We start from the raw sequence: 23,401 nt of genomic DNA, 5'->3' as shown, positions 1-23,401 counted from the left end.
GCTCATACGCCGCCATCGGTGTGAGAATGCCGGACATATCCTTGATGGCGATGGAATCGACGCCGGTTTCCAGCAGTTGCTCCGTTAAATCCAGCCAGGTCTGCAGCGTGTGCGCCGGGCTGGTGGTATAGCTCAGCGTGCCCTGGGCGTGCGCGCCGTGGCTGCGCACCGCGCTGAGCGCCGCTTTCATATTGCGCGGGTCGTTCATGGCATCGAAGACGCGGAACACATCCATGCCGTTTTTCACCGCGCGTTCGACGAAGCGTTCCACCACGTCATCGGCGTAGTGCCGGTAGCCGAGCAGGTTCTGGCCGCGCAGCAGCATCTGCAGCGGGGTCTTCGGCATGGCCTTTTTAAGCTCGCGCAGGCGGACCCACGGGTCTTCGCCGAGAAAACGGATGCAGGCGTCAAAGGTGGCGCCGCCCCAGCACTCCAGCGACCCGTAGCCCACGTCATCGAGCTGAGCGGCAATCGGCAGCATGTCATCAAGGCGCAGGCGGGTGGCGAACAGGGACTGGTGGGCGTCACGCAGGACGACGTCGGTAATGGCAATAGTCATGGATCCCTCCGGGAATTAAGCGTTAAGGCGGTGATGGTGAATGGCGGCGGCAATCACCGGCTTTAAGCGGGTGAAGTCGTCCACGACGGGAACGGCGCGCGGTGTGGGTGCGGCGACGGGTTCCGGGAAGACGCGAGCAATCACGGCAGACATGCCGCGAATGGCAAAGATCAGCAGGAACAGAAAGGCCAGTACGAACCCCATGCCGAGGAACATCAGGGTGAAGCCTTCACCTAATAGCAGAGCTGCATTAGTCATAAAATAGCCTTCAGGCAGGAGGCACGATAATGGGGCTATTTATGACGATGAAATAATAAGGGTGGATTTCCCTGAGCCGCCCCCGGCCAGAGCCCTTGGTTATTATTATCGTCATAACGTATTACCACCATTATCGTGCAATTTACGTAATCAGGTTTATTTGATGAAACTTACGTTCTGGCATATTTCATCAGCGACGATCTCTTTACGCTGATTAAAAATAATTTTGTTCTGTTCAAACAGATTATTCCCATGGGTATCAATAGAAACAATCAGCGGGCCAAACTCTTTAACCCGACAGACCCACAGCGTTTCCGGCATCCCCAGATCGCGCCATTGGGCATCTTCAATTTCTTCCACGCACACGGCGGCTACAACCGCACAACCGGCAGGGAATACGCAGTGCAGCGCTTTGTGTTCAGCACAGCCCTCTTCCGTGCCTTTGCCCATTCCGCCTTTACCCACAATTAATTTCACGCCAGTCTGCGCAATAAATTCTTTTTCGAATTTCTCCATACGCATGCTGGTGGTTGGTCCAACGGAGACCATTTCAAACTTATCGTCTTCGCCTTTAATTGGGCGGACAATTGGGCCAGCGTGTAAAATAGCGCCGCCGCGAACATCTACCGGAAGCTCGCGACCACCTTCAATTAAACGGCGATGGGCTACGTCACGGCAGGTAACAATATGACCGTTGAGATAAATAATATCGCCAGCCTTAATATCTGCTAAATCTTCATCTTTAATTGGCGTAGTCAGGATTTTTTTAGTCATCAGAAATTCACTCCGCTGTGAGACGTAATGGTGTAATTCAAATCTTTATCGAAAACGATGTGCCCTTTACGGTGCGACCAGCAGCCGACGTTTACCGCCACGCCGATGGTAGAAGGATGACGCGCGGTGTTTTCAATGTTCACGCCCATAACGGAGGTATTACCGGACATCCCCTGCGGCCCCAGGCCAATTTTGTTAATGCCGTCTTCCAGCATTTTTTCCAGCGAGGCTGCACGCTCATTCTCGTTATGCGAACCGATCGGACGCATCAGCGCTTTTTTCGATAGCAGTGCCGCCGTTTCAACAGAGGTCGCTACGCCCACGCCAACCAGCAGCGGCGGACACGCGTTGAGGCCGTAGCTAGTCATCACATCCAGTACAAAGCGGGTCACACCTTCATAGCCTGCACCCGGCATCAGCACCATCGCTTTCCCCGGCAGAGAACAACCACCGCCTGCCATATAGGTATAAATGCTGCACTGATCGGAATTGGGAACGATTTCCCAGAAGACCGTCGGCGTACCTTTACCCACGTTTTTACCGGTGTTGTATTCATCAAAAGTTTCTACGCTGTTGTGGCGCAGCGGAGAGTCTACAGTTGCTTTGATCACCGCCTCACGCAACAACGCTTCCAGCTCGCCAATCAGCGGAAAGTTCGTCCCGCACTCCACCAGAAACTGAATGACACCGGTGTCCTGGCAGGAAGGTCGATCCAGCTCTTTCGCCAGACGCTGGTTCTCAATCATGGTAGTAAAGATGACGTCGGCCAGTTTACTGGTCTCTTTCTTATGCAAATCTTCCAGTTTTGCAGTGACATCATCAGGCAAAACTTTGCCGGTATATCCTACAAACTTGGCCATAACGTCGGTCATATGGGATATCTGTTCACTTTTACTCATAAATGCTCCTTAGTCAGAACAGCTTCCGTTAATTACGGATGAAAAGGGAAAAGGATTGGCAGCAGGATCAAGCTGACAATGGTTGAAACGATAATCAGGGGGATACCGGCCTTAGCGTAGTCGACAAATTTATAGCCACCCGCGGAGAGCACCATCATGTTGGCAGGCATACCGATAGGGGTTGCGTAGGCGCAGGAACCGCCAATGACCGTCGCCATCAGAACCGCACGCGGGTCGGCCCCCATGCCTGCGGCAATCGACAGACTTACCGGCACCAGCAGCGCGGTCGTGGCGGTATTAGACATAAAGTTGGTCATGATGACGGAGAGCGCAAAAACCGCGACCAGTAGCATGAACGGCGAGGAGTTTTGCCCCAGCATACCGATCACGCAATCCGCAACCAGTTTGCCCGCGCCGGTCATTTCCAGCGCTTTTGCCAGCGCCAGCGTACCGCCGAAGATAAAAATAGTTTGGGAATCAATGGCTTTATACGCCTGTTTTTCACTCAGCACGCCGGTCACCACCAGCACCAGCGCGCCGATACAGCCGGTAACCGCCAGACTAATACCAATCTGCTTTTCAAAAATCATGCCGAGGATCGTGACGATCAGCACAATTAACGACAGGAGTTGCTTCCAGCGCGGAACATGGCTGTAGTCATGCTGCTCGCCGATGCTGCCTACAGCGCCGCTGTTTGGGTTATTCGGCAGGAACTTATAGCCGATGGTCAGGAAATACAGGATACCGCAAACCAGCATCGGCAAACCCACTTTGGCGTATTCAAAGAAACCAAAGCCGCTGCCGATATTCTGCAATGCCGATTGCGCAATCAGGTTGCCCGGCGCGCCAATTAACGACAGGTTACCGCCCAACGCAGCGGCGAAAACCAGCGGCATCAGTAGACGAGAACGCGAGAAGCCCGATTTTGCCGCCACGCCGATCACCACCGGAATCAAAACCGCAGCGGTACCGGTGTTAGAGAGGACGCCAGACATCAAACCCACCACCACCATAATGGTGAAGATCAGCTGTTTTTCTGTTTTCGCGAAGCGCGTGATGACGCCGCCCACTTTGTTTGCCATACCGGTCTCGAACAACGCGCCCCCCACGATGAACATCGCGACAAAGAGGATGACGTTAGTGTCGATAAAGCCAGCAAAGGCCTGTTTGATATTCAGAACTCCGGTGATCACTAAGGCCACGCAGACAATCATGGAAGTGACGGCCAGTGGCACTTTTTCCCATACAAACATGACGATAGCGAACACCAATAAACATAAGGTAAGGGTAATGGGTTCCATATTTATAATTATCCAATCAATGATATATGATATTGTATCCAATGTTGACAGGAAGAAATTATTCCCATACAAAAACTAAGTCAAATCGTTTCTTAGGAAAGATGCAGGAGTGGGATCTACATCAAGATCGTGGTTAGATCGTTACTGGACGTGATTAATAGAATTGAAGAATTGGTTGAAGCGCCTGCGATGCTCACGCAGGCGAAAAGATCAGGCAGAAGGGTCACCAACATAGCGGGTCAGCATATTCTCCATTGAGCGAATAATGTGTTCGCGCATGCGCTGGCGTGCCAATGTTTCATCATGAAGTTCAAGAGCTTGCAGAATACTTTTATGTTCCTGAATGGAAATCACGGCATACTCTTCTTCGGTGACCTTATGGCCCATCGACAGGCCGTTCCACATATTACAGAGCAACATTTTCATTTTTTCGTTGCCAGCAACATTCCATATTTCCATATGAAATGCCTGATTCAGGTCGGAGTATTCCGCCGAGTTATTTTCCGCGAGAGCCTTTTCAGCGGCATAATGCACCTGGGCTATCCGCGAGATATCGGTGCCAGGACGAGAAGCTTTAGCCACCGCCTCACTTTCTAACAGCGCGCGAATTTCATAGTGTTCACGGATCGTTTGTTCATTGATGCCCAACACCACCGCCCCTTTATTAGGGCGCACTTTTATCAGCCCATCCGCCGCCAGAATCTGAAACGCCTCGCGCACTGGCATACTGGACACGCCGACCATTCTGGCAATGCCTTCTAACGTAATCTCCTGCCCTTCCACTAACTCCCTCGAAAGAATCGCTTTACGCAGCACTGCCGCGACCTGTTCTTTCGCTGAAAGAAGCTTAATCTTCCCTAACTTAGGCTTCTGCACTTTCCCAATCCTTCATATGTTGACGCATTATTTCTGCTAAAGAGAGGAAATAACGCTGCATAACTTGCCCAATCTCATCACGCCGCCCCTGGCGTATGACGTCAGCCAGTTCAGCGAAAAGCTGCGCCGACTCCTGATTATCTTTTTTCAGATGCAAAATAACATAAGAGACATAACCGTCCAGGAACTGCTGATACACCTTTTCCAGATAGCGGTTATTCACATAAGAAATCAGCATCGCATGACACTCCAGTTCGCAGGATTTGTCTTCTGCGACAGCCAGCGCTTGCGCACGTATCAGGAGGGCATCGCCTACTTCGCTGGGTATCAGCGAAAACATTTCGGCGGCCATCGCGGCAATCACGCGAAAAATATGACTCACGCGATCGGCCTCAAGATGCGCGACCTGCATGTGCCTGTTGGGCAGTCGGATTAAAAAACCTTCCTGTTCGAGTGACTGTAGCGCTTCTCGAACCGGCATTCGTGAAAGACCAAGCTGCTCCGCAATACATTCCTGCGCGAGTTCTTCTCCCGCTTTTATATTGCCGGAAAGAATTTCATAGCGAAGCATTTGCGTAATGTGATCGCGGGTTTGCGTTCTTTGGATCTTTTTCACGACGTTCTCGTTAATAACCGATAAGACGTGAGGAGTTTAGCAGATTTAGTACTTGATTTCGTGGCTTGTTTACAGTCAAAGAAGCCGGAGCAAAAGCCCCGGCATCGGGCAGGAACAGCTTATTTATTAATAAAATCTTCACCCAACTGAATATCTTTTTTCAGCGTATCCAGCATAGCGTCGAGCGAATGTTGCTCGAAAGCGCTCAGTGTGCCGATGGATTTACGCTCTTCTACACCGTTTTTACCCAGCAGCAGCGGCTGAGAGAAGAAACGGGCATACTGACCGTCGCCTTCCACATAGGCGCATTCCACCACGCCTTTTTCGCCCTGCAGAGCGCGAACCAGAGAAAGACCGAAACGCGCGGCAGCCTGGCCCATAGAGAGGGTTGCCGATCCGCCGCCGGCTTTCGCCTCGACGACTTCAGTACCGGCGTTCTGAATACGTTTAGTCAGCTCGGCCGCTTCTTGTTCGGTAAAACTTACGCCTGGAATCTGCGACAGCAGCGGCAAAATCGTCACGCCGGAGTGTCCGCCAATCACCGGCACTTCAACTTCCGTTGGCAGCTTACCTTTCAGCTCTGCGACAAAGGTATTAGAGCGGATGATATCCAGCGTGGTAACGCCAAACAGTTTGTTTTTGTCGTATACGCCTGCTTTTTTCAGCACTTCCGCCGCAATCGCAACGGTGGTGTTCACCGGGTTGGTGATAATGCCCACGCACGCTTTCGGGCAGGTTTTAGCGATCTGCTGCACCAGGTTTTTCACGATGCCAGCGTTAACGTTAAACAGGTCGGAACGGTCCATACCCGGCTTACGCGCCACACCCGCAGAAATCAGTACTACGTCAGCGCCTTCAAGCGCCGGGGTTGCGTCTTCACCGGAGAAACCTTTGATTTTTACAGCGGTGGGGATGTGGCTCAAATCAACGGCCACACCGGGAGTCACTGGAGCGATGTCGTACAGGGAGAGTTCTGAACCTGAAGGCAGTTGGTTTTTTAAAAGTAATGCCAGCGCCTGACCGATACCACCAGCAGCGCCGAGGACTGCGACTTTCATCCTAAACTCCTTATTATATGATTAGCTAAGTGTCTATTGCTCCGCGGCGGCGACCTTAATTCACAAATTCAATGATTACAATCCTCACTCATCAAGAATGCGGAGTCGCGCAATTTTGGCTTTTATGCATTTAATTTGCGTAATCCGGATCGACTGCAACCAGAGAGCAACGTTCCTACAGATGGTGACAATATACCCTACTACCCCCTCAAAACAACATCATTTTGATAACAATTAATTTACTTTTAATCTTATTTGCGAGGCGTGACACAGGCATGTTTCTTGATAACGAAATTTGATAAAATTCCGCTCTTTCATAACATTATTTCAGCCTTAAACAAGGCAGACTGTTTGCATAAAAATTCATCTGTATGCACAATAATGTTGTTTCTACCGCCATATTACGGGTGACTTATGCGAAGCTCGGCTAAACAAGAAGAACTAGTAAGAGCGTTTAAAGCGCTCCTCAAAGAAGAAAAATTCAGCTCACAGGGCGAAATCGTCCTCGCGTTGCAGGATCAGGGCTTTGAAAATATCAATCAGTCCAAGGTCTCGCGCATGTTGACTAAGTTCGGCGCAGTGCGTACACGTAACGCAAAAATGGAAATGGTGTACTGTCTTCCGGCTGAACTGGGCGTCCCAACAACATCCAGTCCGTTGAAAAATCTGGTGCTGGATATCGACTATAACGACGCTGTCGTGGTGATTCATACCAGCCCCGGCGCGGCACAACTCATCGCGCGCCTGCTGGATTCACTGGGGAAAGCAGAAGGTATTCTCGGCACGATTGCCGGCGACGATACTATCTTCACTACGCCTGCCAGCGGCTTTTCCGTAAGAGATCTGTACGAAGCCATTCTGGAACTTTTTGAACAAGAGCTTTAGTCCCACTTCCTCCGTCGTCGTACGGCGGAGGCACCTTTTTGTCCCCTCCCCTCGCCGCTTTCCTGTACGGCTATCATTTGGCAAATCATGCCCTTAAACATTCACCACATGAATGACAAATCAAAAAAACGCACAAAATGTCAAACTTATTAAGACATTGATTTTATTTTATTTTTTAAATGACAGCGGCGAAAAACAGCAATTTTAATTCCATAACGTTATAAAAAATAAAATTTTTAATGTCTTTAAAAAGCAGAAACAATTAGCGTGGTATTAATTAATCGCGTGATTAGTGTATACTTAATTTTGTGATGAGGGTCACGAAACAAAGACCCCAGTAAAGGAATTCGACGAGGTAAAAATCATGAAAATCAAAACCACTGTTGCAACATTAAGTATTCTGTCCGTTCTCTCTTTTGGCGCTTTCGCCGCAGAACCTATCAGCGCAGAGCAAGCGCAAAATCGTGAAGCAATCGGATCGGTTTCAGTCAGCGCTATCGGCTCATCGCCTATGGATATGAATGCCATGCTGAGCAAAAAAGCGGATGAACAAGGCGCTACGGCCTACCACATTACCGAAGCGCGTAGCGGCAGCAACTGGCACGCCACTGCCGAACTGTACAAATAAAATTCACCTGCCATCGCATATAACGTGTCATTGCTTCGCGGAGATATCGCATAAGAAAAGCCCATTAATCCGCGAGGTTGACCCTATAAAGGAATAAAAGACCATGAAAACGAAATACATTATCGCATCACTCGGCCTGGCCACTCTGCTCTCTTTCGGCGCAAATGCCGCAGTACATCAGGTCAACGCGGAACAGGCGCAGAATCTGCAACCGATGGGCACCATTTCCGTCTCGCAGATTGGCAGTACGCCAATGGATATGCGCCAGGAGATCGTCGCTAAAGCTGAAAAAGCAGGCGCTAATAGCTATCGCATCATCGAATTAAAAGAAGGTGATAACTGGCACGCCACCGCCGAGTTGTATAAGTAAACCCTCGTCGTCTAACCCGACGACTTGCCCCCGCCTGCCGGGGGCTTTTTTATGCTTTTTCAATGCCGGACATTAAACCGTAGCCGCCCCTCCAGCTCTTCTTCCGCTTCATCAAAGAGTAAAATCAGCGCCCCGTAGCGCCTGCGCAGTTTATCAGGCAGGTGAACGAACTCAATCTCTAGCGGTAGGGGTAAGATATCGCTCATTACCGCATCCCATAATGTATCAAGATCGCTTACTTTCTCACTGGCAAGACCAAACGTCTGCGTAAACTCGCGATAAAAATCGCTTTGGTTTTTAATATCATTAAAATCAAAAGTATAGACATTCATAGCCAGCCACCATCCCCGACAGACAATTGTCTGTTTTACTACTAAGCATCATTATGCAGAGGTTTCACTTCCAGAAACGCTTTTAGCCCCGGAGCACTCTTGCGCTGTTTTTGTATCTCAAATAAGTATAGTCATAAAAAAACCGACGCTTTTGGCATCGGTTCTTGTGGGTTAGCTATCGGTAAGCGCGTTCTGGTATTTATGTAACATGCCCGTCAGGCGTTTAACCGGTTCCGTCACCTGCGGCGGCGCCTCCCAGATACGTAATTTCTCCTGATAGATATCCAGCTCATCCAGCAACAGACCAAAGTAGCGTCGCCGTTTATCATCGCTTCCGGCGGAAATAACATGGTCTGCAGTACGACGAAGCTGGCGGTGGAACACTGACAGATCTTCATTAACCGGTATCGGCGCGTCGCGTAGACGTTGATGAGCAATGATCATCGTTAGCGCCAGGCGAAACTTCGGCAAATCGCCAGGGAATTTATTCATCAGCAAAAAGAGTTGCTGATATAACGCAGGCAGACGGTTTTCTTTACGACGTACCACGTTAGTCGTCATTGCCGAGACCGCAGCGGAAACAAACTGATTAAGCAGCACGCGACCGGTTCGATCTTTGGATTTATCACGCACCAGCAGGATGACGATAAACGCCAGCATACAGCCGACAATTTGCCCCAACGCGCTGTCGAGGAACTGGCTGAAATGGAACGTCATCGGATTATCCAACACAATAATGTTAATCGTACTGGCCAGCGCCCCCATCGACCCCAGACGCCGTTTCTGGACCTCAATGCCGATAAAGAACCCCAATACCGCCAGGCTCAAACATAACAACAGCATACTTTGCTGCGTATTGGGAATAATCACCAGGAAATAGAGCAATCCCAGCGGCAACGCCGCCAGAGTGCCATAAATAAAATCAATGCAGACCATGCGCGGATTGGGTAAACGCATCGCCAGCGAGGTCACCACGGCAATCATCACCATCGCGCCATTACCCGATGTCCAGCCGGTCCATAGCCAGAATAATGTCCCCAGAATGCAGGAAAGCGTGGTGCGCCAGAAGTTCACCATCGCATGGTGACGTTCAGCGGATTCCACTTTAACCACGGGTTCGCCTTGCAGGATCTCTTCTTCCGTCGCGCTGATTTTGGTGTTGCTGATCACGCCGCGTTTAAGCAGCAGATAGCGCGTCGCAGCGCCTACCCAGCTATAAAGCGTGACGGGCGTTTCGCGCTCGCCGGTCCAGACAATGACACGCCGCATCCGTTTTAACTGCCTGTGGACGTCCTGTACCGTTTCAACCGGCGTCTCGAACAGTTCCCGGAATGTATCGGTAATCAGTTCCGGCCGCGTGTTTTGAATGAGATAAGTTTCACAGGATTGCGTAATCAGCGTGAGCGAAAGCGTATTCAACGCTTTCAGGCGGCGGTTAGCGCGTACCCAGCGCGAAGATTCCATATTCAGATTACTTCGCATTCCCTCCAGCGCCGCCGTGCGTCGCACCAGATCGCCCCAGGCGTTGTCGACTTCTTCGCTGTCGCCATGCTTAATACAAAGTTGCATTAGCTGATATTGCGCTACCAGTAAACTGTCCAGTTCGCGATCAACCTCCTGCTTTATCGATCGCGGCGAGAAAAGCAGATCCGCTAAAATAGCGCAGCCAATGCCGATGACGATTTCGCTACAGCGCTCAAGCGCAAATTGCGGCGTGAGCAGCGGCTCCGTCTGAATGGTAATCACAATGATCAGCGCAGTATAACCTGACAGTCCCCACGCATAAGAGTTTTCGATCCGTACTAAAGAGGAGATCCAGGTACAAAAACCGGCCCAGACACAGCACACCAGAATCATCAATAACGGCGCGCGGATCATAGAGATAATAATGATAAGCGCGGCGATACAGCCAATAAACGTCCCGATAATACGCAACATTCCGCGATAACGGATAGCGCCGGAATAGGGTTCCCCGCCGGCGGCAAATGCCGGGCCTGCCGCCACGATCGCGGCGGTCAGCACCGCCCAACGCGGCGTCTCCAGTTGAAAATGGAAGCCGATAAATAATGCCAGCACAATGGCGCACGCCAGCTTTACCGCAAAACGAATGTGCTGGTTGGCAATGGAGAAAATGCCCATGACGATTAACCGAATTCGCGCAGCCGGTGCGCCAGTTTACGGAAGAAGGAGTCCTGGCTTGCGTCACGATCCTGCTTACCGGTGATCACGACGGTTGCCGTCGTACCGGCAGGCCACAAATTCCCCTGCTGCTCGTCGAGCCGGATGCGCACCGGAACACGCTGGGCCAGACGCACCCATTCGAGGTTAGAGTCTATCGTCGCCATCCCTTTCGCATCGCTGGTACTGCTGGCATTCGTTACCCCTGCCGCCACGCTATCGACGGTACCTTTTAATACCCGGTTGCTGCCAAGCGGCGTGATTTCGGCACGATATCCCGGACGCACGCCTTCCAGCTTGGTCTCTTCCATATAGGCCTGCACGTAAAAAGAGTTCTTTTTCACCAGGGCGACGGCTGTGGAACCGCGGGTAATAAATTCACCGGCATAAACATTGAGGTTAGTCACCCAGCCGTCGGCAGGCGCGCGAATGACGGTGCGTTCCAGATCGAGTTTAGCCAGATCGCGCGTCGCCTGGGCTTTAGCCAGTTGATGCAGTACAGTCTGCAAGACATTGTTCGCCTGATCGATCTCTTCCCGGGACATCGCCTGTACGCCGAGGCGATTACGGCGACTGGCTTCCTGGCGTTTTTCCTGCGCCAGGACCTGATAATAGGCTACATCAGCTTCCGCTTCCGCCAGCGCTTTTTGATAGCGTGGCTGATCGATGGTAAACAGGACCTGATCCTTTTTCACCAGTTGGTTATCATGCACGTTTACATGGGTAATCAGGCCCGCGACATCCGGGGCAATAGCGACGACATCGGCGCTAAAACGCGCGTCTCGCGTCCAGGGAGATTCGGTGTAATACACCCAGGCGCGGAAAATGGCGATAAAGGCCAGAATAACCAGTACGAGGGTAATGGCCGTACGGGAGAGTTTTCTTGTTAGTGTTTTCACTTCAACCTCAAACGAACAGGCGCGATATTAAATAAAACAGACAACAATACAGCGCGGTATTGAACAAAGCCGGATGCCAGACAAAATCATAGATACCCGTCGGCACAAGCATCCGACGCACCAGCCAAAAAATAGCCAGTGACAAAAGCAATTCGAAAAATATCGGTGGGAAGGAAAGACCAAACACCACGATAACGGGAAACAGACTCATGTTGACCTTGATTTCTGAGAGAGAGCAGGCGATAGATTGTTAAGCTACATCGCCGCAGAGAAGGGCAAGAGACGCCAGGCGAGAGCGACATAGCTCTTATTCGAATAATAGTATATTAACGTAATTGTTATGCTGTTATCTATATTATGTGATCTAAATCACTTTTAAGCCAGAGTGAATAATGGAACGATTAAAACGAATGTCGGTATTCGCCAAAGTTGTCGAGTTTGGCTCTTTTACCGCCGCAGCCAGACAGCTGCAAATGAGCGTATCGTCCATCAGCCAGACTGTGGCGAAACTGGAAGATGAGCTTCAGGTTAAATTGCTCAACCGCAGCACACGCAGCATTGGGCTCACCGAAGCTGGAAAAATCTATTATCAGGGCTGTCGTCGTATGCTGCATGAAGTGCAGGATGTTCACGAGCAGCTTTACGCTTTTAATAACACGCCTATCGGTACATTGCGTATCGGCTGTTCTTCAACCATGGCGCAAAATGTGCTGGCCGGGCTTACCGCAAAATTATTAAAAGAGTATCCCGGTCTGGCGGTCAATCTGGTGACAGGAATTCCGGCTCCGGATTTAATTGCCGACGGGCTGGACGTGGTGATCCGCGTGGGCGCGCTGCAAGACTCCAGCCTGTTTTCCCGTCGACTCGGCGCGATGCCGATGGTTGTGTGCGCCGCCAAGCCGTACCTCGCTCAGTACGGCGTCCCGGAAAAACCCGCCGATCTCAGTAGCCATTCCTGGCTGGAATATAGCGTGCGCCCGGATAATGAGTTTGAACTTATCGCGCCGGAAGGAATTTCTACCCGACTGATTCCACAGGGGCGGTTCGTCACTAACGATCCGATGACGCTGGTACGCTGGCTGACCGCCGGAACCGGAATCGCCTATGTGCCGCTGATGTGGGTGATCGATGAGATCAATCGTGGCGATCTGGAGATCCTGCTGCCTCGCTATCAGTCCGATCCCCGTCCGGTGTACGCGCTTTACACCGAAAAAGATAAGCTGCCGCTTAAAGTGCAGGTAGTGATTAACGCGTTAACTGACTATTTTGTCGATGTCGCACACCTGTTTCAGGGGATGCACGGGCGAGGGAAAGAAAAATAAAAACACCGGGTAATTGCTGAAGACGATTGTAGCCAGATGCCACCCGACGCAGACATTTCCTGATGGCGCTGCGCTTATCAGGCCTGGGCGGCACACACCACAGGCCTGATAAGGCGGACAGTTATGCGGTGCCGCCAACCGTCAGGTTATCGACTTTCAGCGTCGGCTGGCCTACGCCTACCGGCAGACTTTGCCCCTCTTTACCGCAAACCCCCACCCCGTTATCCAGCTTAAGGTCATTGCCGACCATGGAGATCTGTTGCATCGTTTCAATGCCTGATCCAATCAACGTCGCGCCCTTCACCGGCGTCGTGACTTTGCCGTTTTCAATCAAATACGCTTCCGAGGTAGAGAACACAAACTTGCCGGAGGTGATATCCACCTGACCGCCGCCAAAGTTAGGCGCATAGATGCCGTACTCAACGGATTCGATAATTTCCTGCGGCGTTGACTGCCCCGCCAACATATAGGTATTCGTCATACGCGGCATCGGCAGATGCGCATAAGATTCGCGACGCCCGTTACCGGTCGGCGCAGCGCCCATCAGGCGCGCGTTCAGCTTGTCCTGCATGTATCCTTTCAGCACGCCATTTTCAATCAATACGTTGTACTGGCCTGGCGTACCTTCATCATCGATAGCAACGGAGCCGCGACGGTTCATCATTGTGCCGTCGTCCACTACGGTGCAAAGCGCGGAGGCAACCTGCTCGCCGATCTGACCGCTAAACACAGATGTCCCACGACGGTTAAAATCACCTTCCAGCCCGTGACCGACCGCTTCGTGCAGCAATACGCCCGGCCACCCGGCGCCCAGAACCACCGGTAACGTCCCCGCTGGCGCAGCGACCGCGGAGAGATTAACCAGCGCCATGCGTACCGCTTCTTTCGCCCACGCGTCGGCGCGCACCTCGCCGTCGAGATCGGCAAGAAAATACTCATAACCAAAGCGACCGCCGCCGCCGCTGGCGCCGCGCTCGCGTTTACCGTCTTCTTCCACCTGCACGCTAACGGACAACCGCACCAGTGGACGGACATCCGCCGCCAGCGTCCCGTCGGTCGCCGCCACGAGGATTAATTCATATACGCCGGTCAGGCTGGCGTTAACTTCCTGCACGCGTTTATCGGCTTCTCGCGCCACTTTGTCAACGCGTCTGAGGATATCCAGCTTCTCTTCGCGGCTCATACTTTGCAGTGGATCAAGGGTGGTGTAGAGCGGCTGATGCGCTACGGCGGCGAGCGTTTTTACCTTGCCTTCGCCGTTCTCGCGTACAATGGTTCGCGCTGCCTGCGCACTCTGCTCCAGCGCCAGGAGGCTTATCTGGTCAGCATAAGCAAAACCGGTTTTTTCGCCGCTAATGGCGCGAACGCCAACGCCCTGGTCGATATTATATGAACCATCTTTAATGATGCGGTCTTCTAAAACCCAGGATTCGTGATAGCTCGACTGAAAATAGAGGTCGCCATAATCAAGACGGCGTTCGGCCAGTTGGCCCAAAATAGCGAACAGATCCTGATGGTTCAGGCCATTCGCCGCTAGCAATTGTTCACTTACCAGGTTCAGACTCATCGTTTTTGCTACTCGTTGATTTCTGCCGGATGGCGGTTCACGCCTTATCCGGACTACGTTGTTAGATTGTACAAACCGGATAAACGCAGCGCCGTCCGGCATGACTATTTACTGAGAGTGGGGCAATTCCTCGCCCCCGTCAAATCATTGCTGGCTTTCTTTTATCGGTTGGCGCAGAACTTCGTTGATCTGCGGCGCATCGACCGGACCGGTAATGCGATATCGCAAAATGGAGACCTTGCTCCATAGCGGCCCCAACACTTTACTGGCGGCAAATACCGCCGCGCCGACAATCGGGTTAACGGCAAACGCGGCGGCGACGCCCACGGTGGCGGAAATTTCCGGCGCGACAACGGCCTCCATATCAAGACGACGACGCACCAGATCAACAGAACCTTTCATTGCAATATCCGCTTCCAGCCCATCCACCAGCGTATCGTCAGTATGCAGGACGCCATCTTTAATCCACGCGGTACTATGAATAGAGTCGAAATAGAAGCCCTCGCTAAAGGTATCTCTGAAGTCAAACCGCAGCTTACGCAGCAACGCATCAAAACTGAGCAGCCGCAGTAACTGTCCGGCATGACCGCTACTGAGATCAGTAAACTCGCCTTTACCCAGACGCGTACGTAAAATCCCGTTGAGCGTGGCTTCCTCAGGTTGCCAGGGCGGGTTTCGCCAGTGCAGATCGTAATCTACGTTAAAAGACGCGTTCTGGATTGGCGTCGAGATGCCGAAGAACCCGGCAGCCGTGTCGAGGTTACTACCATGCAGACTACCTTTCAGCGAGGTTCGTTCATTACCCGGCGCATTCACCCACTCGCCGTTCGCTTTCAAACGGGCGAATCCGGTATCGATCAGGCCATTCGCCAGAGTCAGCGTATTGCCTTTGATGGCGAAATCGCCATCAATACGCCCATATTTTTGCCCCCACAGCCAGCACTCTTCGCAGCGAAGCTGTAAGTCCGGCCAGCCGCGGAAGCTAATCGTGTTCGCCGAAGCCAACGGCGATGTCGGCGTTGGTGACGAGGCGTGCGTTTTTGCGACGCCAGGGTTGTAATACAGGTACTTAATGTTCGCCAGCCACGGCGCATGGTTGCGCATGAGCAGCGTGGCGTTCACCTCACGCCCCTGCGCTTCAATTTTTGTTCCGTTCAGCGAGGGGGCTGAAACAACGCTCAAATTGTTCCACTGCTGGCCACCCAGCGATAGCGCGGGAGTACGCAACGTGACGCGTTGAGGAAACTCGGCCGAACTGCTCACGTTATCCGCCGCGCCTTTCTGGAATAACGCCAGCCACTGCGCGCCATCCAGCGCCGGCAGATTGAGCTCAACGCCTTGTTGAGCAGGTAATGGCGGAATCGTCCGGCTGTCCGTCGTCCAGATAGCCCGATCCAACGTCAGCTTCTGATTTAATAACCAGCGGCTGTTAAAGTGATTTTTACTCCCTGCGCTCCCCGTTAGCGCAAAACTTTTCAGGTTGCCGTCAGCCTGAATGTTCACCGGAATGGCTTCGCCTGCGGGTTTATTTAGCGGAGAAGGTAAGTGACTGCTCACATTTCTCAGATCGCCGTTCAGCTCGATGTGATAAGTGGTGTCAGCGTGATATGGAAGATCGATGCCGACTTTACCATTCCACGTCACGCTGCCGCTCAGGGCGTCATTCAGTTGCGGCGGTAAGACGCCCATACGCGTTGGCTGCCAGTTACCGTTCAGGTTGACGGCGACCTGATAGGCTTTTGCCCCTTCCGTCGTACTGAAATCCAGGTTCAGCGGCTGATTAAACCAGTTTGCCGTCAGCGGCCCGCTTTTTAGCGCGCCATTCACAAAGCTGAATTTACCGTTCAGATTTTTGAGCGTGCTGTTTAGCGGCTTAATAAACAGACTGTTATTACGCAACGAGACATCGCCCTCGGCGGTAACCTGTTCTCCGTCCAGCGGAATATCAAGATGTAAGCGAGCATTCACATCGCCATCTAATTGGAGCTCCGCCAGCGTCGAGCCAAGCGAGTCTTTTAGCGGCGTCTCGTCAAAATAAGGCCCAACGGCTTTTCCCGGCCCGTTAATATCGGCATCAATGAGCAGTTTCTCTTTGGAATAATCCGGAATCGCCGCCGCGAGTTTGCTGGCCTTCACCCCGCCCAAATCGACGCTATCCGAACGCATCCACAGACCGTCGTTCAGGAAATCCAGTTCAATGTTGAGATTTTTTAGCGCCGGCCAGTCGGGTTGAAAAGCAAACGTCGCATTGCGTAGCGGCACCAGCACTTCAAACTGACCTTCGTTATGCTTATAGGGAAAGAGGTGCGGGTTACCACCGTAAACCAACGTGGCGTTATCCGCCTCGCCGCCCTGAATCGCGCCGCTAAGGTAATCGACCAGCGCTTTGCCCATCAGGTTTTCCGGAAAATAGCGCCACGCCTGAGATCCATCGTCGGTACTGATTCCGGCCAGAATGCCCAGCCACGGTTCGTCGCCCGTCGGTTGCAGATAGCGGAACCCGCCGCGCGCATGTACCGCCTTTGCTTTGACGTCAATGTCGCGGCCATCAAGCTGAAAGCCGTTCTCATTCTTCAACCAACTAAGCGTCGCGACGCCGTTTTCAATTTCCAGCGGCGCGCGAAAAACGGTTTCATAGGGCATCTTAGCCTGCTGCATCGCAACCTTCATCTGCCCGTCTTCTACGCTTCCTGCCAGCGTACCGGAAAAATGTTCCGCGCCGGGCAACAGCTTCCACTGTTTCCAGGCAAGATTTTCCCACGATGCCTGAAAACGCGTTTTTTCGGTGGCCTGTAGCGGAATATCCAGCGCCAGTGTGGCGATCTTTCCGCTCGGCTGCGTAGCCTGCCATATTTCGCCCAGCACAGGCGACAGTTTAGCCGCCAGCGGACGTAATGCTTCCAGCCCCGCCAGTTCAAGATTACTGGCGCGAATGCGTAGCTCATCGCTACGTGTGTGATTCTCGCCGCCGACGTCCTGCTGCGGGAGCCAGGCCACGGTTAAGGCTCCGCTCGGCCAGGGTTTACCATCAAGCGTAATCCGTGTGTCCGGAATATAAAACTGCCAGCCCGGCTGCTCGCGGCTAATCTGCGCCGTCAGGTTATCGACAGACAGCGTGTGCGTCGTGTTATCGCCCAGCCAGCTTGCGCCGCCCTGTTTCAGCCAGACGTCTCCTCCGGCGATTTCGCCTTTACTGAGCGTCATCCAGCCTTCCAGACTGAAACGCGCCGTCTGGAGCGCCACATTATCCTGCATCCATTTGCCCAGCCACGGCTTGACGTCAATATCGTCGGCCTGTAACCAGACTCTGCCGTTATTTAGCAAACCGTCGTCATCGCGTAAATCCATCCGCACCTGCATCACGCCGTGCTGCCCGGTCAGGCTGGAGAGGCTGACCTCGCCTTCGGCGCGGTGCCGCTCTTTGCCGTTTAGCCAGGTAAGCTGTGGGATCGCCAGCTCCGCGCGTTGTCCGGAAAGCGTCAGAAAACTGATTTGGCTATCGCGCAGATCGAAATGATCGAACTGCCGCAGGAAAAGATCGCTTAAACGGCTGGTTTCGATGCCTTCGCCGTCGCTGCTTTGAAGAGGCGTGTTGGTGCGGAAATTGAGTTGCCAGAAGGTCAGGTCGCGAAACTGCCAGCGCATATGCAACAGGCTTTGCCAGACGTCCAGCGCCAGCGTAACGCGTTTTATCGACAGTTCGCCGCCATCTTTCAGGGCGGCATGAATATTATGCGCTTCCAGCGTAGGGCCAAAATTTTGCCAGCTTGCGGAGAGTTGGCTGGCGGCCACCGGCACGCCGGTCACAGACTCAATTTTATTCAGGATAGCCGGACGCCAGGCGTCAAGATGAGGCAACGCCAGGCGCAGCCCGCTAACCAGCAGCGCTGCAATGACGATGAGCGCGGCTCCAGTGAGCAATAAAATCCCCGGCAATCGCCTCACGCGTCTCTCCTTGTCTGCCAAAAAATACGACTCACACCCCTTGAAGGTATATTGCCGGATGGCGGCGCTTGCGCCTTATCCGGCCTACATGCGCTGGTGCTACTACTCAATTACATCATTACGACGTCAAACTGCTCCTGGTTATAAAGCGGTTCGACCTGAACTTTAACCTGTTTGCCGACAAAGATTTCGACTTCCGCCAGCGCGTGTGATTCTTCGCCTTTCAGCGCTTCCGCCACCGCAGGAGAAGCATAAACCAGGAAGCGATCGGAGTCATAAGCGTGATGAACACGTACAATTTCACGCATGATCTCATAGCAGACGGTTTCCACCGTTTTTACCGTCCCGCGGCCATGACAGGTTGGACATTCGTTACAAAGCACATGTTCCACGCTTTCACGAGTCCGTTTACGGGTCATTTCCACCAGTCCCAGCGGCGAAAAACCGTTAATACTGGTTTTCACGCGATCCTTACTTAACGCCTGTTCCAGCGAATGCAGCACCCGGCGGCGATGATCTTCATTATTCATGTCGATAAAATCGATAATGATAATGCCGCCCAGATTACGCAGGCGTAGCTGGCGGGCAATGGCCTGAGTCGCTTCAATATTGGTATTAAAAATGGTGTCGTCGAGATTACGGTGTCCGACAAACGCGCCGGTATTGATATCTACCGTCGTCATCGCTTCGGTTTGGTCGATAATCAGATAACCGCCGGACTTGAGTTCAACCTTACGCTCCAGCGCGCGCTGGATCTCATTTTCCACGTCATAAAGATCGAAGATCGGCTGATGGCCACTGTAATGCTCCAGCTTACTGGTCATTTCCGGGATGTATTCTGCGGTAAACTCCAGCAGCGACTCATAGGTCAGACGTGAGTCGACGCGAATTCGGTCCAACTGCGCATCGGCGAAATCGCGCAGCACGCGCTGCGCCAGCGCCAGTTCGCCATACATCTGGTAGCGCGTTTGCGGACGCTTTTTGCGCTCCATGACTTTCGTCCAGACGCGCTTGAGATAGGCGGCGTCAGACGCGAGATCCTCTTCACACACGCCTTCCGCCGCGGTACGGATAATAAACCCGCCCTGTTCGTCGCAGTATTCCGCCACCACCTTTTTCAGGCGCTCGCGTTCACTTTCGCTTTCGATACGCTGGGAAACGCCAACGTGTGACGCGCCGGGCATAAAAACAAGGTAACGGGAGGGCAACGTGATGTCCGTGGTCAAACGCGCGCCTTTCGTGCCGAGCGGATCTTTCACTACCTGCACCATCAGATCCTGTCCCTGACGCACTAGTTCGGAGATATCGCGCACGGTAAACTGTTTTTGCTCGTCGCCTGCCACGCATTCGGTATGCGGCATAATGTCGGAAGCATGAAGAAATGCGGCTTTATCCAGCCCAATATCTACAAAAGCCGCCTGCATACCTGGAAGTACACGACTTACACGACCTTTGTAGATATTGCCTACGATTCCGCGTCGCGCTTCGCGCTCAATATGGATTTCCTGAAGAATACCGCCATCAATGTACGCCACGCGCGTTTCCGATGGCGTTACGTTTACCAACAATTCAGCCGTCATGTTTATCCCTTTTATCACGCAGTGCGTTAAAATGACTCAACAACTCATACGTTTCAACCAGCGGTAAGCCGACCACGGCGTGATAGCTGCCATTTATCTTCCTGACAAAACAGCCACCCCGCCCCTGAATACCGTATGCACCTGCTTTATCTAAAGGCTCGCCGCTGGCGACATAGCCAGTAATATCCTGCGCAGAAAGCGTGCGGAAAGTCACCTCCGTTACCACCAGACAATCCAGCGTCTGCTGCGAGTCCGCAAGCGCAACAGCAGTCATCACCTGATGCGTATTTCCGGAAAGCAAACGCAGCATTTCTGCGGCATGAGCGGCGTCGCGCGGCTTTTCCAGCACCTCGCCGTTTAACACGACTATCGTATCCGCGCCCAACACCGGCAGATCACGGGGAACCAGCGCCACGCCAGCCTGCGCCTTTTCGCGCGCCAGCCGAACAACATACTGCTGCGCGCTTTCCTGAGCACGCCGTTGCTCTTCAATACCAGGCACGACCTGCTCGAATGAAAATCCAAGTTGAGTCAATAATTCCTGGCGACGCGGGGAACCGGAAGCAAGATACAGAGTTGTCATATCGACCTTTATTGCACAGCAAACTGCTGGCGTACTTTACGCATCAGCAAAAAGAGCCAGGGCCACAGCACGCCATTGACTACACTACTCCAGAACACTTCCGGTCTGAAAGAGACGTTGATCACTAAAAACTCGGCCCAGAAAACAATAATGTCCACGGCCAGTGAAAGCAACATTACCACCAGCGCCTGCTGCCAGAGCGCCAGGTTACGGAAGAGCTGGAATTTCAGAGCGACCAGATAGGCGACAATACTCATCGACAGAGCGCGCACGCCAAGTGTGGAACCGCTGATGAGATCAAGTATGGCACCCATCACAAATCCCGTCCCCACATTTACGCGGTGCGGCAGGGCCAGAATCCAGTACAGTAAGATAAGCAAAACCCAGTTTGGCCGGAAAACAATGATGTCGTCCGGCCAAGGCATGATTTGCAGCAACAGCGCAATAAGAAACGAGAGCCAGATAACCCAGCGCCCCTGGCTACGATAGCTCGCCACCATTACCCTCCCGGCGCACGCGCAGGCGGCGTGGTCGCGCCCGAAGGCGATGGTTGCGTTGATACCGGCGCAGTCTGGCCCGCAGATGGCTGAGTAATCCCCGTCGCCGGATCCGGCACTGGCGCCGGCGGCCCCATCGCATCCGGAGAAGGCAACACCTGCGGCATCATCTGCATCAGGCGCTCATTGGCGACGCGGTGAACCTCTTCCGGCGTCATCGGATTGGCGCCGTTACGATCGGCTCCCCACAACAGCAGCAGATAGCGTAAACGCTGCAAACCCGCGGTTGGACGTGCCTGAATGACGGTATAGGCGCGCTGAGTGTCCAGCTTGACGGAGGAGACCACCGCCACCGGATACCCTTCCGGGAAACGCCCACCAAGTCCGGACGTTACCAGCACATCGCCGACGCGAATATCGGTATTGGCGGGCAGATGTTCAAGCTGAAGATCGTCAGTACAGCCGTTACCGGCGGCAATCACGCGGATGTCATTGCGCAGTACCTGAATCGGCAGCGCATGAGTCGCATCGCAAATCAGCAACACGCGGCTGGTCAGTTTCGCCACGGCGACAACCTGCCCTACGACACCTTTGTCGCTAATGACCGGTTGACCTTCATATACGCCATTAACGCTGCCTTTATCGATAACGACCTGATCGCTGTAAGGATCGTTAACCGTTGAAATAACCTGCGTCACCATTTTCTGCTCGTCCTGACGCAGCGGCGACCCCAGCAGCTCGCGCAACCGCGCGTTCTCCTGTTTGTACTGCCCCAGCATCAGCAGGTCGCTGTTTTTTAGCAGTAATTCCTGGCGCAGCGCCCGGTTTTCCAGCTCAAGCTGGTCGCGAGAAGCCAGCGTTTGTGACACGCTGTCGAGCAGTTCACGAGGGCCGTTTGAAATAAAATAGAAAGGACTGACGGCAGTGTCCATGTACGTTCGGATTTGACTGAACGTCCCCAGGCGGCTGTCGGCAATGATAACGCCGAGCGCCACCAGCACCGCCAGAATAAGGCGAATCTGTAGCGACGGGCCACGGCTAAAAATTGGCTTCATAGGCTATGCGTATTCTCGCGTCGGAGAGGCAGGACAATCCAGGGATAATCCTGCCCGTATCCAACTACTCTTCGCTGAACAGGTCGCCGCCGTGCATATCGATCATTTCCAGCGCCTTGCCGCCGCCGCGCGCCACACAGGTCAGCGGATCTTCAGCAACCACGACAGGAATGCCCGTCTCTTCCATTAACAGACGGTCAAGGTTACGCAGCAGCGCGCCGCCGCCGGTGAGCACCATACCGCGCTCGGAGATGTCTGACGCCAGCTCCGGCGGACACTGTTCCAGCGCCACCATTACCGCGCTGACGATACCGGTCAACGGTTCCTGCAACGCTTCCAGAATCTCGTTTGAGTTCAGAGTAAAGCCGCGTGGAACACCTTCCGCCAGGTTACGGCCACGCACTTCGATCTCGCGGACTTCGTCGCCCGGATAAGCGGAACCGATTTCGTGTTTAATACGTTCTGCGGTGGCTTCACCAATCAGAGAACCGTAGTTACGACGAACGTAATTAATGATGGCTTCGTCGAAGCGGTCACCACCAATACGGACAGAAGAAGAGTAAACCACGCCGTTCAGGGAGATCACGGCAACTTCAGTGGTACCACCACCGATATCCACAACCATTGAACCGGTTGCTTCAGAAACTGGCAGACCTGCGCCGATCGCGGCCGCCATCGGCTCTTCGATCAAAAAGACTTCACGGGCGCCTGCGCCCTGAGCGGATTCACGAATTGCGCGGCGTTCTACCTGCGTCGCGCCGACCGGCACGCATACCAGTACGCGCGGGCTTGGGCGCATAAAGCTGTTGCTGTGCACTTGTTTAATAAAGTGCTGGAGCATTTTTTCGGTCACAAAGAAGTCAGCGATAACGCCGTCTTTCATCGGACGGATCGCAGCGATATTGCCCGGCGTACGGCCCAGCATCTGCTTCGCATCATGACCGACTGCAGCCACGCTTTTCGGCGAACCGGCACGATCCTGACGAATGGCCACAACGGAAGGCTCATTCAATACGATGCCTTGTCCTTTTACATAAATGAGGGTATTCGCGGTACCCAGGTCAATGGACAGGTCATTGGAAAACATGCCACGAAATTTTTTCAACATACTAAGGGATAATCCTGAAAGCTGGGGCGGAAAACAAAATCCGCTTACTTTACCAACCACACGCAGCAGCGACAAGGCGCAAAAATCATCTGCTACGGTGAAAATTAGTGC

Annotated in this window: 22 protein-coding genes and 1 pseudogene; 4 read left to right on the top strand and 19 right to left on the bottom strand. The window is 53.1% G+C overall.

Translation table 11 applies throughout. From position 1 onward, the window contains the following. The 8 genes and pseudogenes from ACH0WD_RS23360 to mdh form a co-directional block, all read right to left on the bottom strand. Positions 1–559, bottom strand: a pseudogene (locus ACH0WD_RS23360) (oxaloacetate decarboxylase); the annotation flags it as partial. Positions 560–574: 15 nt separating this feature from the next. Continuing rightward, complete coding sequence (locus ACH0WD_RS23355; RefSeq protein WP_000180118.1) at positions 575–817, bottom strand: oxaloacetate decarboxylase subunit gamma; 243 nt, start codon at positions 815–817, stop codon at positions 575–577. 156 nt (positions 818–973) lie between these two features. Continuing rightward, positions 974–1,591, bottom strand: a complete 618-nt coding sequence (gene ttdB, locus ACH0WD_RS23350) for a L(+)-tartrate dehydratase subunit beta (RefSeq protein ID WP_000162405.1) — start codon at positions 1,589–1,591, stop codon at positions 974–976. After that, positions 1,591–2,490, bottom strand: a complete 900-nt coding sequence (gene ttdA / locus ACH0WD_RS23345) for a L(+)-tartrate dehydratase subunit alpha (RefSeq protein ID WP_000045349.1) — start codon at positions 2,488–2,490, stop codon at positions 1,591–1,593. The genes ttdB and ttdA overlap by 1 nt, the downstream gene beginning before the upstream one ends. A 32-nt stretch (positions 2,491–2,522) precedes the next feature. After that, positions 2,523–3,791, bottom strand: coding sequence for an SLC13 family permease (locus tag ACH0WD_RS23340; protein ID WP_000433397.1), 1,269 nt, complete (start codon positions 3,789–3,791; stop codon positions 2,523–2,525). A gap of 210 nt (positions 3,792–4,001) precedes the next feature. Continuing rightward, complete coding sequence (locus tag ACH0WD_RS23335) at positions 4,002–4,667, bottom strand: GntR family transcriptional regulator (RefSeq protein WP_001171585.1); 666 nt, start codon at positions 4,665–4,667, stop codon at positions 4,002–4,004. Next, positions 4,654–5,283 carry a GntR family transcriptional regulator gene (locus ACH0WD_RS23330; RefSeq protein ID WP_000723773.1) on the bottom strand — a complete coding sequence of 210 codons (630 nt, stop codon included), beginning with the start codon at positions 5,281–5,283 and terminating at the stop codon, positions 4,654–4,656. Before ACH0WD_RS23330 ends, ACH0WD_RS23335 begins: the two co-directional genes overlap by 14 nt. Before the next feature lie 119 nt (positions 5,284–5,402). Beyond that, positions 5,403–6,341 carry a malate dehydrogenase gene (gene mdh, locus ACH0WD_RS23325; RefSeq protein ID WP_000861586.1) on the bottom strand — a complete coding sequence of 313 codons (939 nt, stop codon included), beginning with the start codon at positions 6,339–6,341 and terminating at the stop codon, positions 5,403–5,405. Positions 6,342–6,755: 414 nt separating this feature from the next. On the opposite strand from mdh, the gene argR reads away from it, so the two are divergent. From argR to yhcN-B, 3 genes are all read left to right on the top strand, one after another. Beyond that, positions 6,756–7,226 (top strand): transcriptional regulator ArgR, encoded by a 471-nt coding sequence (argR, locus tag ACH0WD_RS23320; protein WP_001257852.1) that lies wholly within the window; start codon positions 6,756–6,758, stop codon positions 7,224–7,226. Between the two features lie 364 nt (positions 7,227–7,590). Then, positions 7,591–7,854, top strand: coding sequence for a peroxide/acid stress response protein YhcN (yhcN, locus tag ACH0WD_RS23315; protein ID WP_000695693.1), 264 nt, complete (start codon positions 7,591–7,593; stop codon positions 7,852–7,854). Positions 7,855–7,957: 103 nt separating this feature from the next. After that, positions 7,958–8,224, top strand: coding sequence for a DUF1471 family stress response protein YhcN-B (yhcN-B, locus tag ACH0WD_RS23310; protein ID WP_000853277.1), 267 nt, complete (start codon positions 7,958–7,960; stop codon positions 8,222–8,224). A gap of 59 nt (positions 8,225–8,283) precedes the next feature. Here yhcN-B and ACH0WD_RS23305 read toward each other — a convergent pair whose 3' ends face one another. The 4 genes from ACH0WD_RS23305 to aaeX form a co-directional block, all read right to left on the bottom strand. Beyond that, the gene (locus ACH0WD_RS23305) at positions 8,284–8,556 is read right to left on the bottom strand and encodes a hypothetical protein (RefSeq protein ID WP_001103887.1); all 273 of its coding nucleotides are present in this window, start codon (positions 8,554–8,556) and stop codon (positions 8,284–8,286) included. A 171-nt stretch (positions 8,557–8,727) separates the two neighbouring features. Next, positions 8,728–10,695, bottom strand: coding sequence for a p-hydroxybenzoic acid efflux pump subunit AaeB (gene aaeB / locus ACH0WD_RS23300; protein ID WP_000510912.1), 1,968 nt, complete (start codon positions 10,693–10,695; stop codon positions 8,728–8,730). A gap of 5 nt (positions 10,696–10,700) precedes the next feature. Further along, positions 10,701–11,633 carry a p-hydroxybenzoic acid efflux pump subunit AaeA gene (gene aaeA, locus ACH0WD_RS23295; protein WP_000855138.1) on the bottom strand — a complete coding sequence of 311 codons (933 nt, stop codon included), beginning with the start codon at positions 11,631–11,633 and terminating at the stop codon, positions 10,701–10,703. Between the two features lie 7 nt (positions 11,634–11,640). Next, positions 11,641–11,844 (bottom strand): p-hydroxybenzoic acid efflux pump operon protein AaeX, encoded by a 204-nt coding sequence (gene aaeX, locus ACH0WD_RS23290; RefSeq protein WP_000051840.1) that lies wholly within the window; start codon positions 11,842–11,844, stop codon positions 11,641–11,643. A gap of 181 nt (positions 11,845–12,025) precedes the next feature. Between aaeX and aaeR the strand changes: the two genes are divergently transcribed. Continuing rightward, positions 12,026–12,955: an HTH-type transcriptional activator AaeR gene (aaeR, locus tag ACH0WD_RS23285; RefSeq protein WP_000440300.1), complete on the top strand. Its 930-nt coding sequence runs from the start codon at positions 12,026–12,028 to the stop codon at positions 12,953–12,955. 121 nt (positions 12,956–13,076) lie between these two features. Here aaeR and tldD read toward each other — a convergent pair whose 3' ends face one another. The 7 genes from tldD to mreB form a co-directional block, all read right to left on the bottom strand. Then, the gene (tldD, locus tag ACH0WD_RS23280; protein ID WP_000055940.1) at positions 13,077–14,522 is read right to left on the bottom strand and encodes a metalloprotease TldD; all 1,446 of its coding nucleotides are present in this window, start codon (positions 14,520–14,522) and stop codon (positions 13,077–13,079) included. 144 nt (positions 14,523–14,666) lie between these two features. Next, positions 14,667–18,467, bottom strand: coding sequence for an AsmA2 domain-containing protein YhdP (yhdP, locus tag ACH0WD_RS23275; protein WP_001253502.1), 3,801 nt, complete (start codon positions 18,465–18,467; stop codon positions 14,667–14,669). 110 nt (positions 18,468–18,577) lie between these two features. After that, positions 18,578–20,047 carry a ribonuclease G gene (rng, locus tag ACH0WD_RS23270; RefSeq protein WP_000123188.1) on the bottom strand — a complete coding sequence of 490 codons (1,470 nt, stop codon included), beginning with the start codon at positions 20,045–20,047 and terminating at the stop codon, positions 18,578–18,580. Continuing rightward, positions 20,037–20,630 (bottom strand): nucleoside triphosphate pyrophosphatase, encoded by a 594-nt coding sequence (locus ACH0WD_RS23265; protein WP_000210306.1) that lies wholly within the window; start codon positions 20,628–20,630, stop codon positions 20,037–20,039. Before ACH0WD_RS23265 ends, rng begins: the two co-directional genes overlap by 11 nt. Before the next feature lie 8 nt (positions 20,631–20,638). Then, entirely contained in the window at positions 20,639–21,127 is a 489-nt protein-coding gene (gene mreD / locus ACH0WD_RS23260) for a rod shape-determining protein MreD (protein ID WP_000179403.1), read from the bottom strand. Positions 21,128–21,129: 2 nt separating this feature from the next. Continuing rightward, a complete protein-coding gene (gene mreC / locus ACH0WD_RS23255) occupies positions 21,130–22,182 on the bottom strand; it encodes a rod shape-determining protein MreC (RefSeq protein WP_000802538.1) in 1,053 nt (350 codons plus the stop codon). A gap of 64 nt (positions 22,183–22,246) precedes the next feature. Then, the gene (gene mreB / locus ACH0WD_RS23250; protein WP_000913396.1) at positions 22,247–23,290 is read right to left on the bottom strand and encodes a rod shape-determining protein MreB; all 1,044 of its coding nucleotides are present in this window, start codon (positions 23,288–23,290) and stop codon (positions 22,247–22,249) included. Positions 23,291–23,401: the final 111 nt, after the last annotated feature.

The organism is Salmonella sp. 2020_1395, assembly GCF_043848115.1.
In the GTDB taxonomy this organism is placed as follows: Bacteria; Pseudomonadota; Gammaproteobacteria; order Enterobacterales; family Enterobacteriaceae; genus Salmonella; species Salmonella enterica.
This window is presented reverse-complemented; position numbering and strand designations above follow the sequence as displayed.

Coding starts and splice junctions, on each gene's coding strand:
- ACH0WD_RS23355 (WP_000180118.1), bottom strand. CDS start 817: ATGACTAATGCAGCTCTGCTATTAGGTGAAGGCTTCACCCTGATGTTC.
- ttdB (WP_000162405.1), bottom strand. CDS start 1,591: ATGACTAAAAAAATCCTGACTACGCCAATTAAAGATGAAGATTTAGCA.
- ttdA (WP_000045349.1), bottom strand. CDS start 2,490: ATGAGTAAAAGTGAACAGATATCCCATATGACCGACGTTATGGCCAAG.
- ACH0WD_RS23340 (WP_000433397.1), bottom strand. CDS start 3,791: ATGGAACCCATTACCCTTACCTTATGTTTATTGGTGTTCGCTATCGTC.
- mdh (WP_000861586.1), bottom strand. CDS start 6,341: ATGAAAGTCGCAGTCCTCGGCGCTGCTGGTGGTATCGGTCAGGCGCTG.
- argR (WP_001257852.1), top strand. CDS start 6,756: ATGCGAAGCTCGGCTAAACAAGAAGAACTAGTAAGAGCGTTTAAAGCG.
- yhcN (WP_000695693.1), top strand. CDS start 7,591: ATGAAAATCAAAACCACTGTTGCAACATTAAGTATTCTGTCCGTTCTC.
- yhcN-B (WP_000853277.1), top strand. CDS start 7,958: ATGAAAACGAAATACATTATCGCATCACTCGGCCTGGCCACTCTGCTC.
- ACH0WD_RS23305 (WP_001103887.1), bottom strand. CDS start 8,556: ATGAATGTCTATACTTTTGATTTTAATGATATTAAAAACCAAAGCGAT.
- aaeB (WP_000510912.1), bottom strand. CDS start 10,695: ATGGGCATTTTCTCCATTGCCAACCAGCACATTCGTTTTGCGGTAAAG.
- aaeX (WP_000051840.1), bottom strand. CDS start 11,844: ATGAGTCTGTTTCCCGTTATCGTGGTGTTTGGTCTTTCCTTCCCACCG.
- aaeR (WP_000440300.1), top strand. CDS start 12,026: ATGGAACGATTAAAACGAATGTCGGTATTCGCCAAAGTTGTCGAGTTT.
- tldD (WP_000055940.1), bottom strand. CDS start 14,522: ATGAGTCTGAACCTGGTAAGTGAACAATTGCTAGCGGCGAATGGCCTG.
- rng (WP_000123188.1), bottom strand. CDS start 20,047: ATGACGGCTGAATTGTTGGTAAACGTAACGCCATCGGAAACGCGCGTG.
- ACH0WD_RS23265 (WP_000210306.1), bottom strand. CDS start 20,630: ATGACAACTCTGTATCTTGCTTCCGGTTCCCCGCGTCGCCAGGAATTA.
- mreC (WP_000802538.1), bottom strand. CDS start 22,182: ATGAAGCCAATTTTTAGCCGTGGCCCGTCGCTACAGATTCGCCTTATT.
- mreB (WP_000913396.1), bottom strand. CDS start 23,290: ATGTTGAAAAAATTTCGTGGCATGTTTTCCAATGACCTGTCCATTGAC.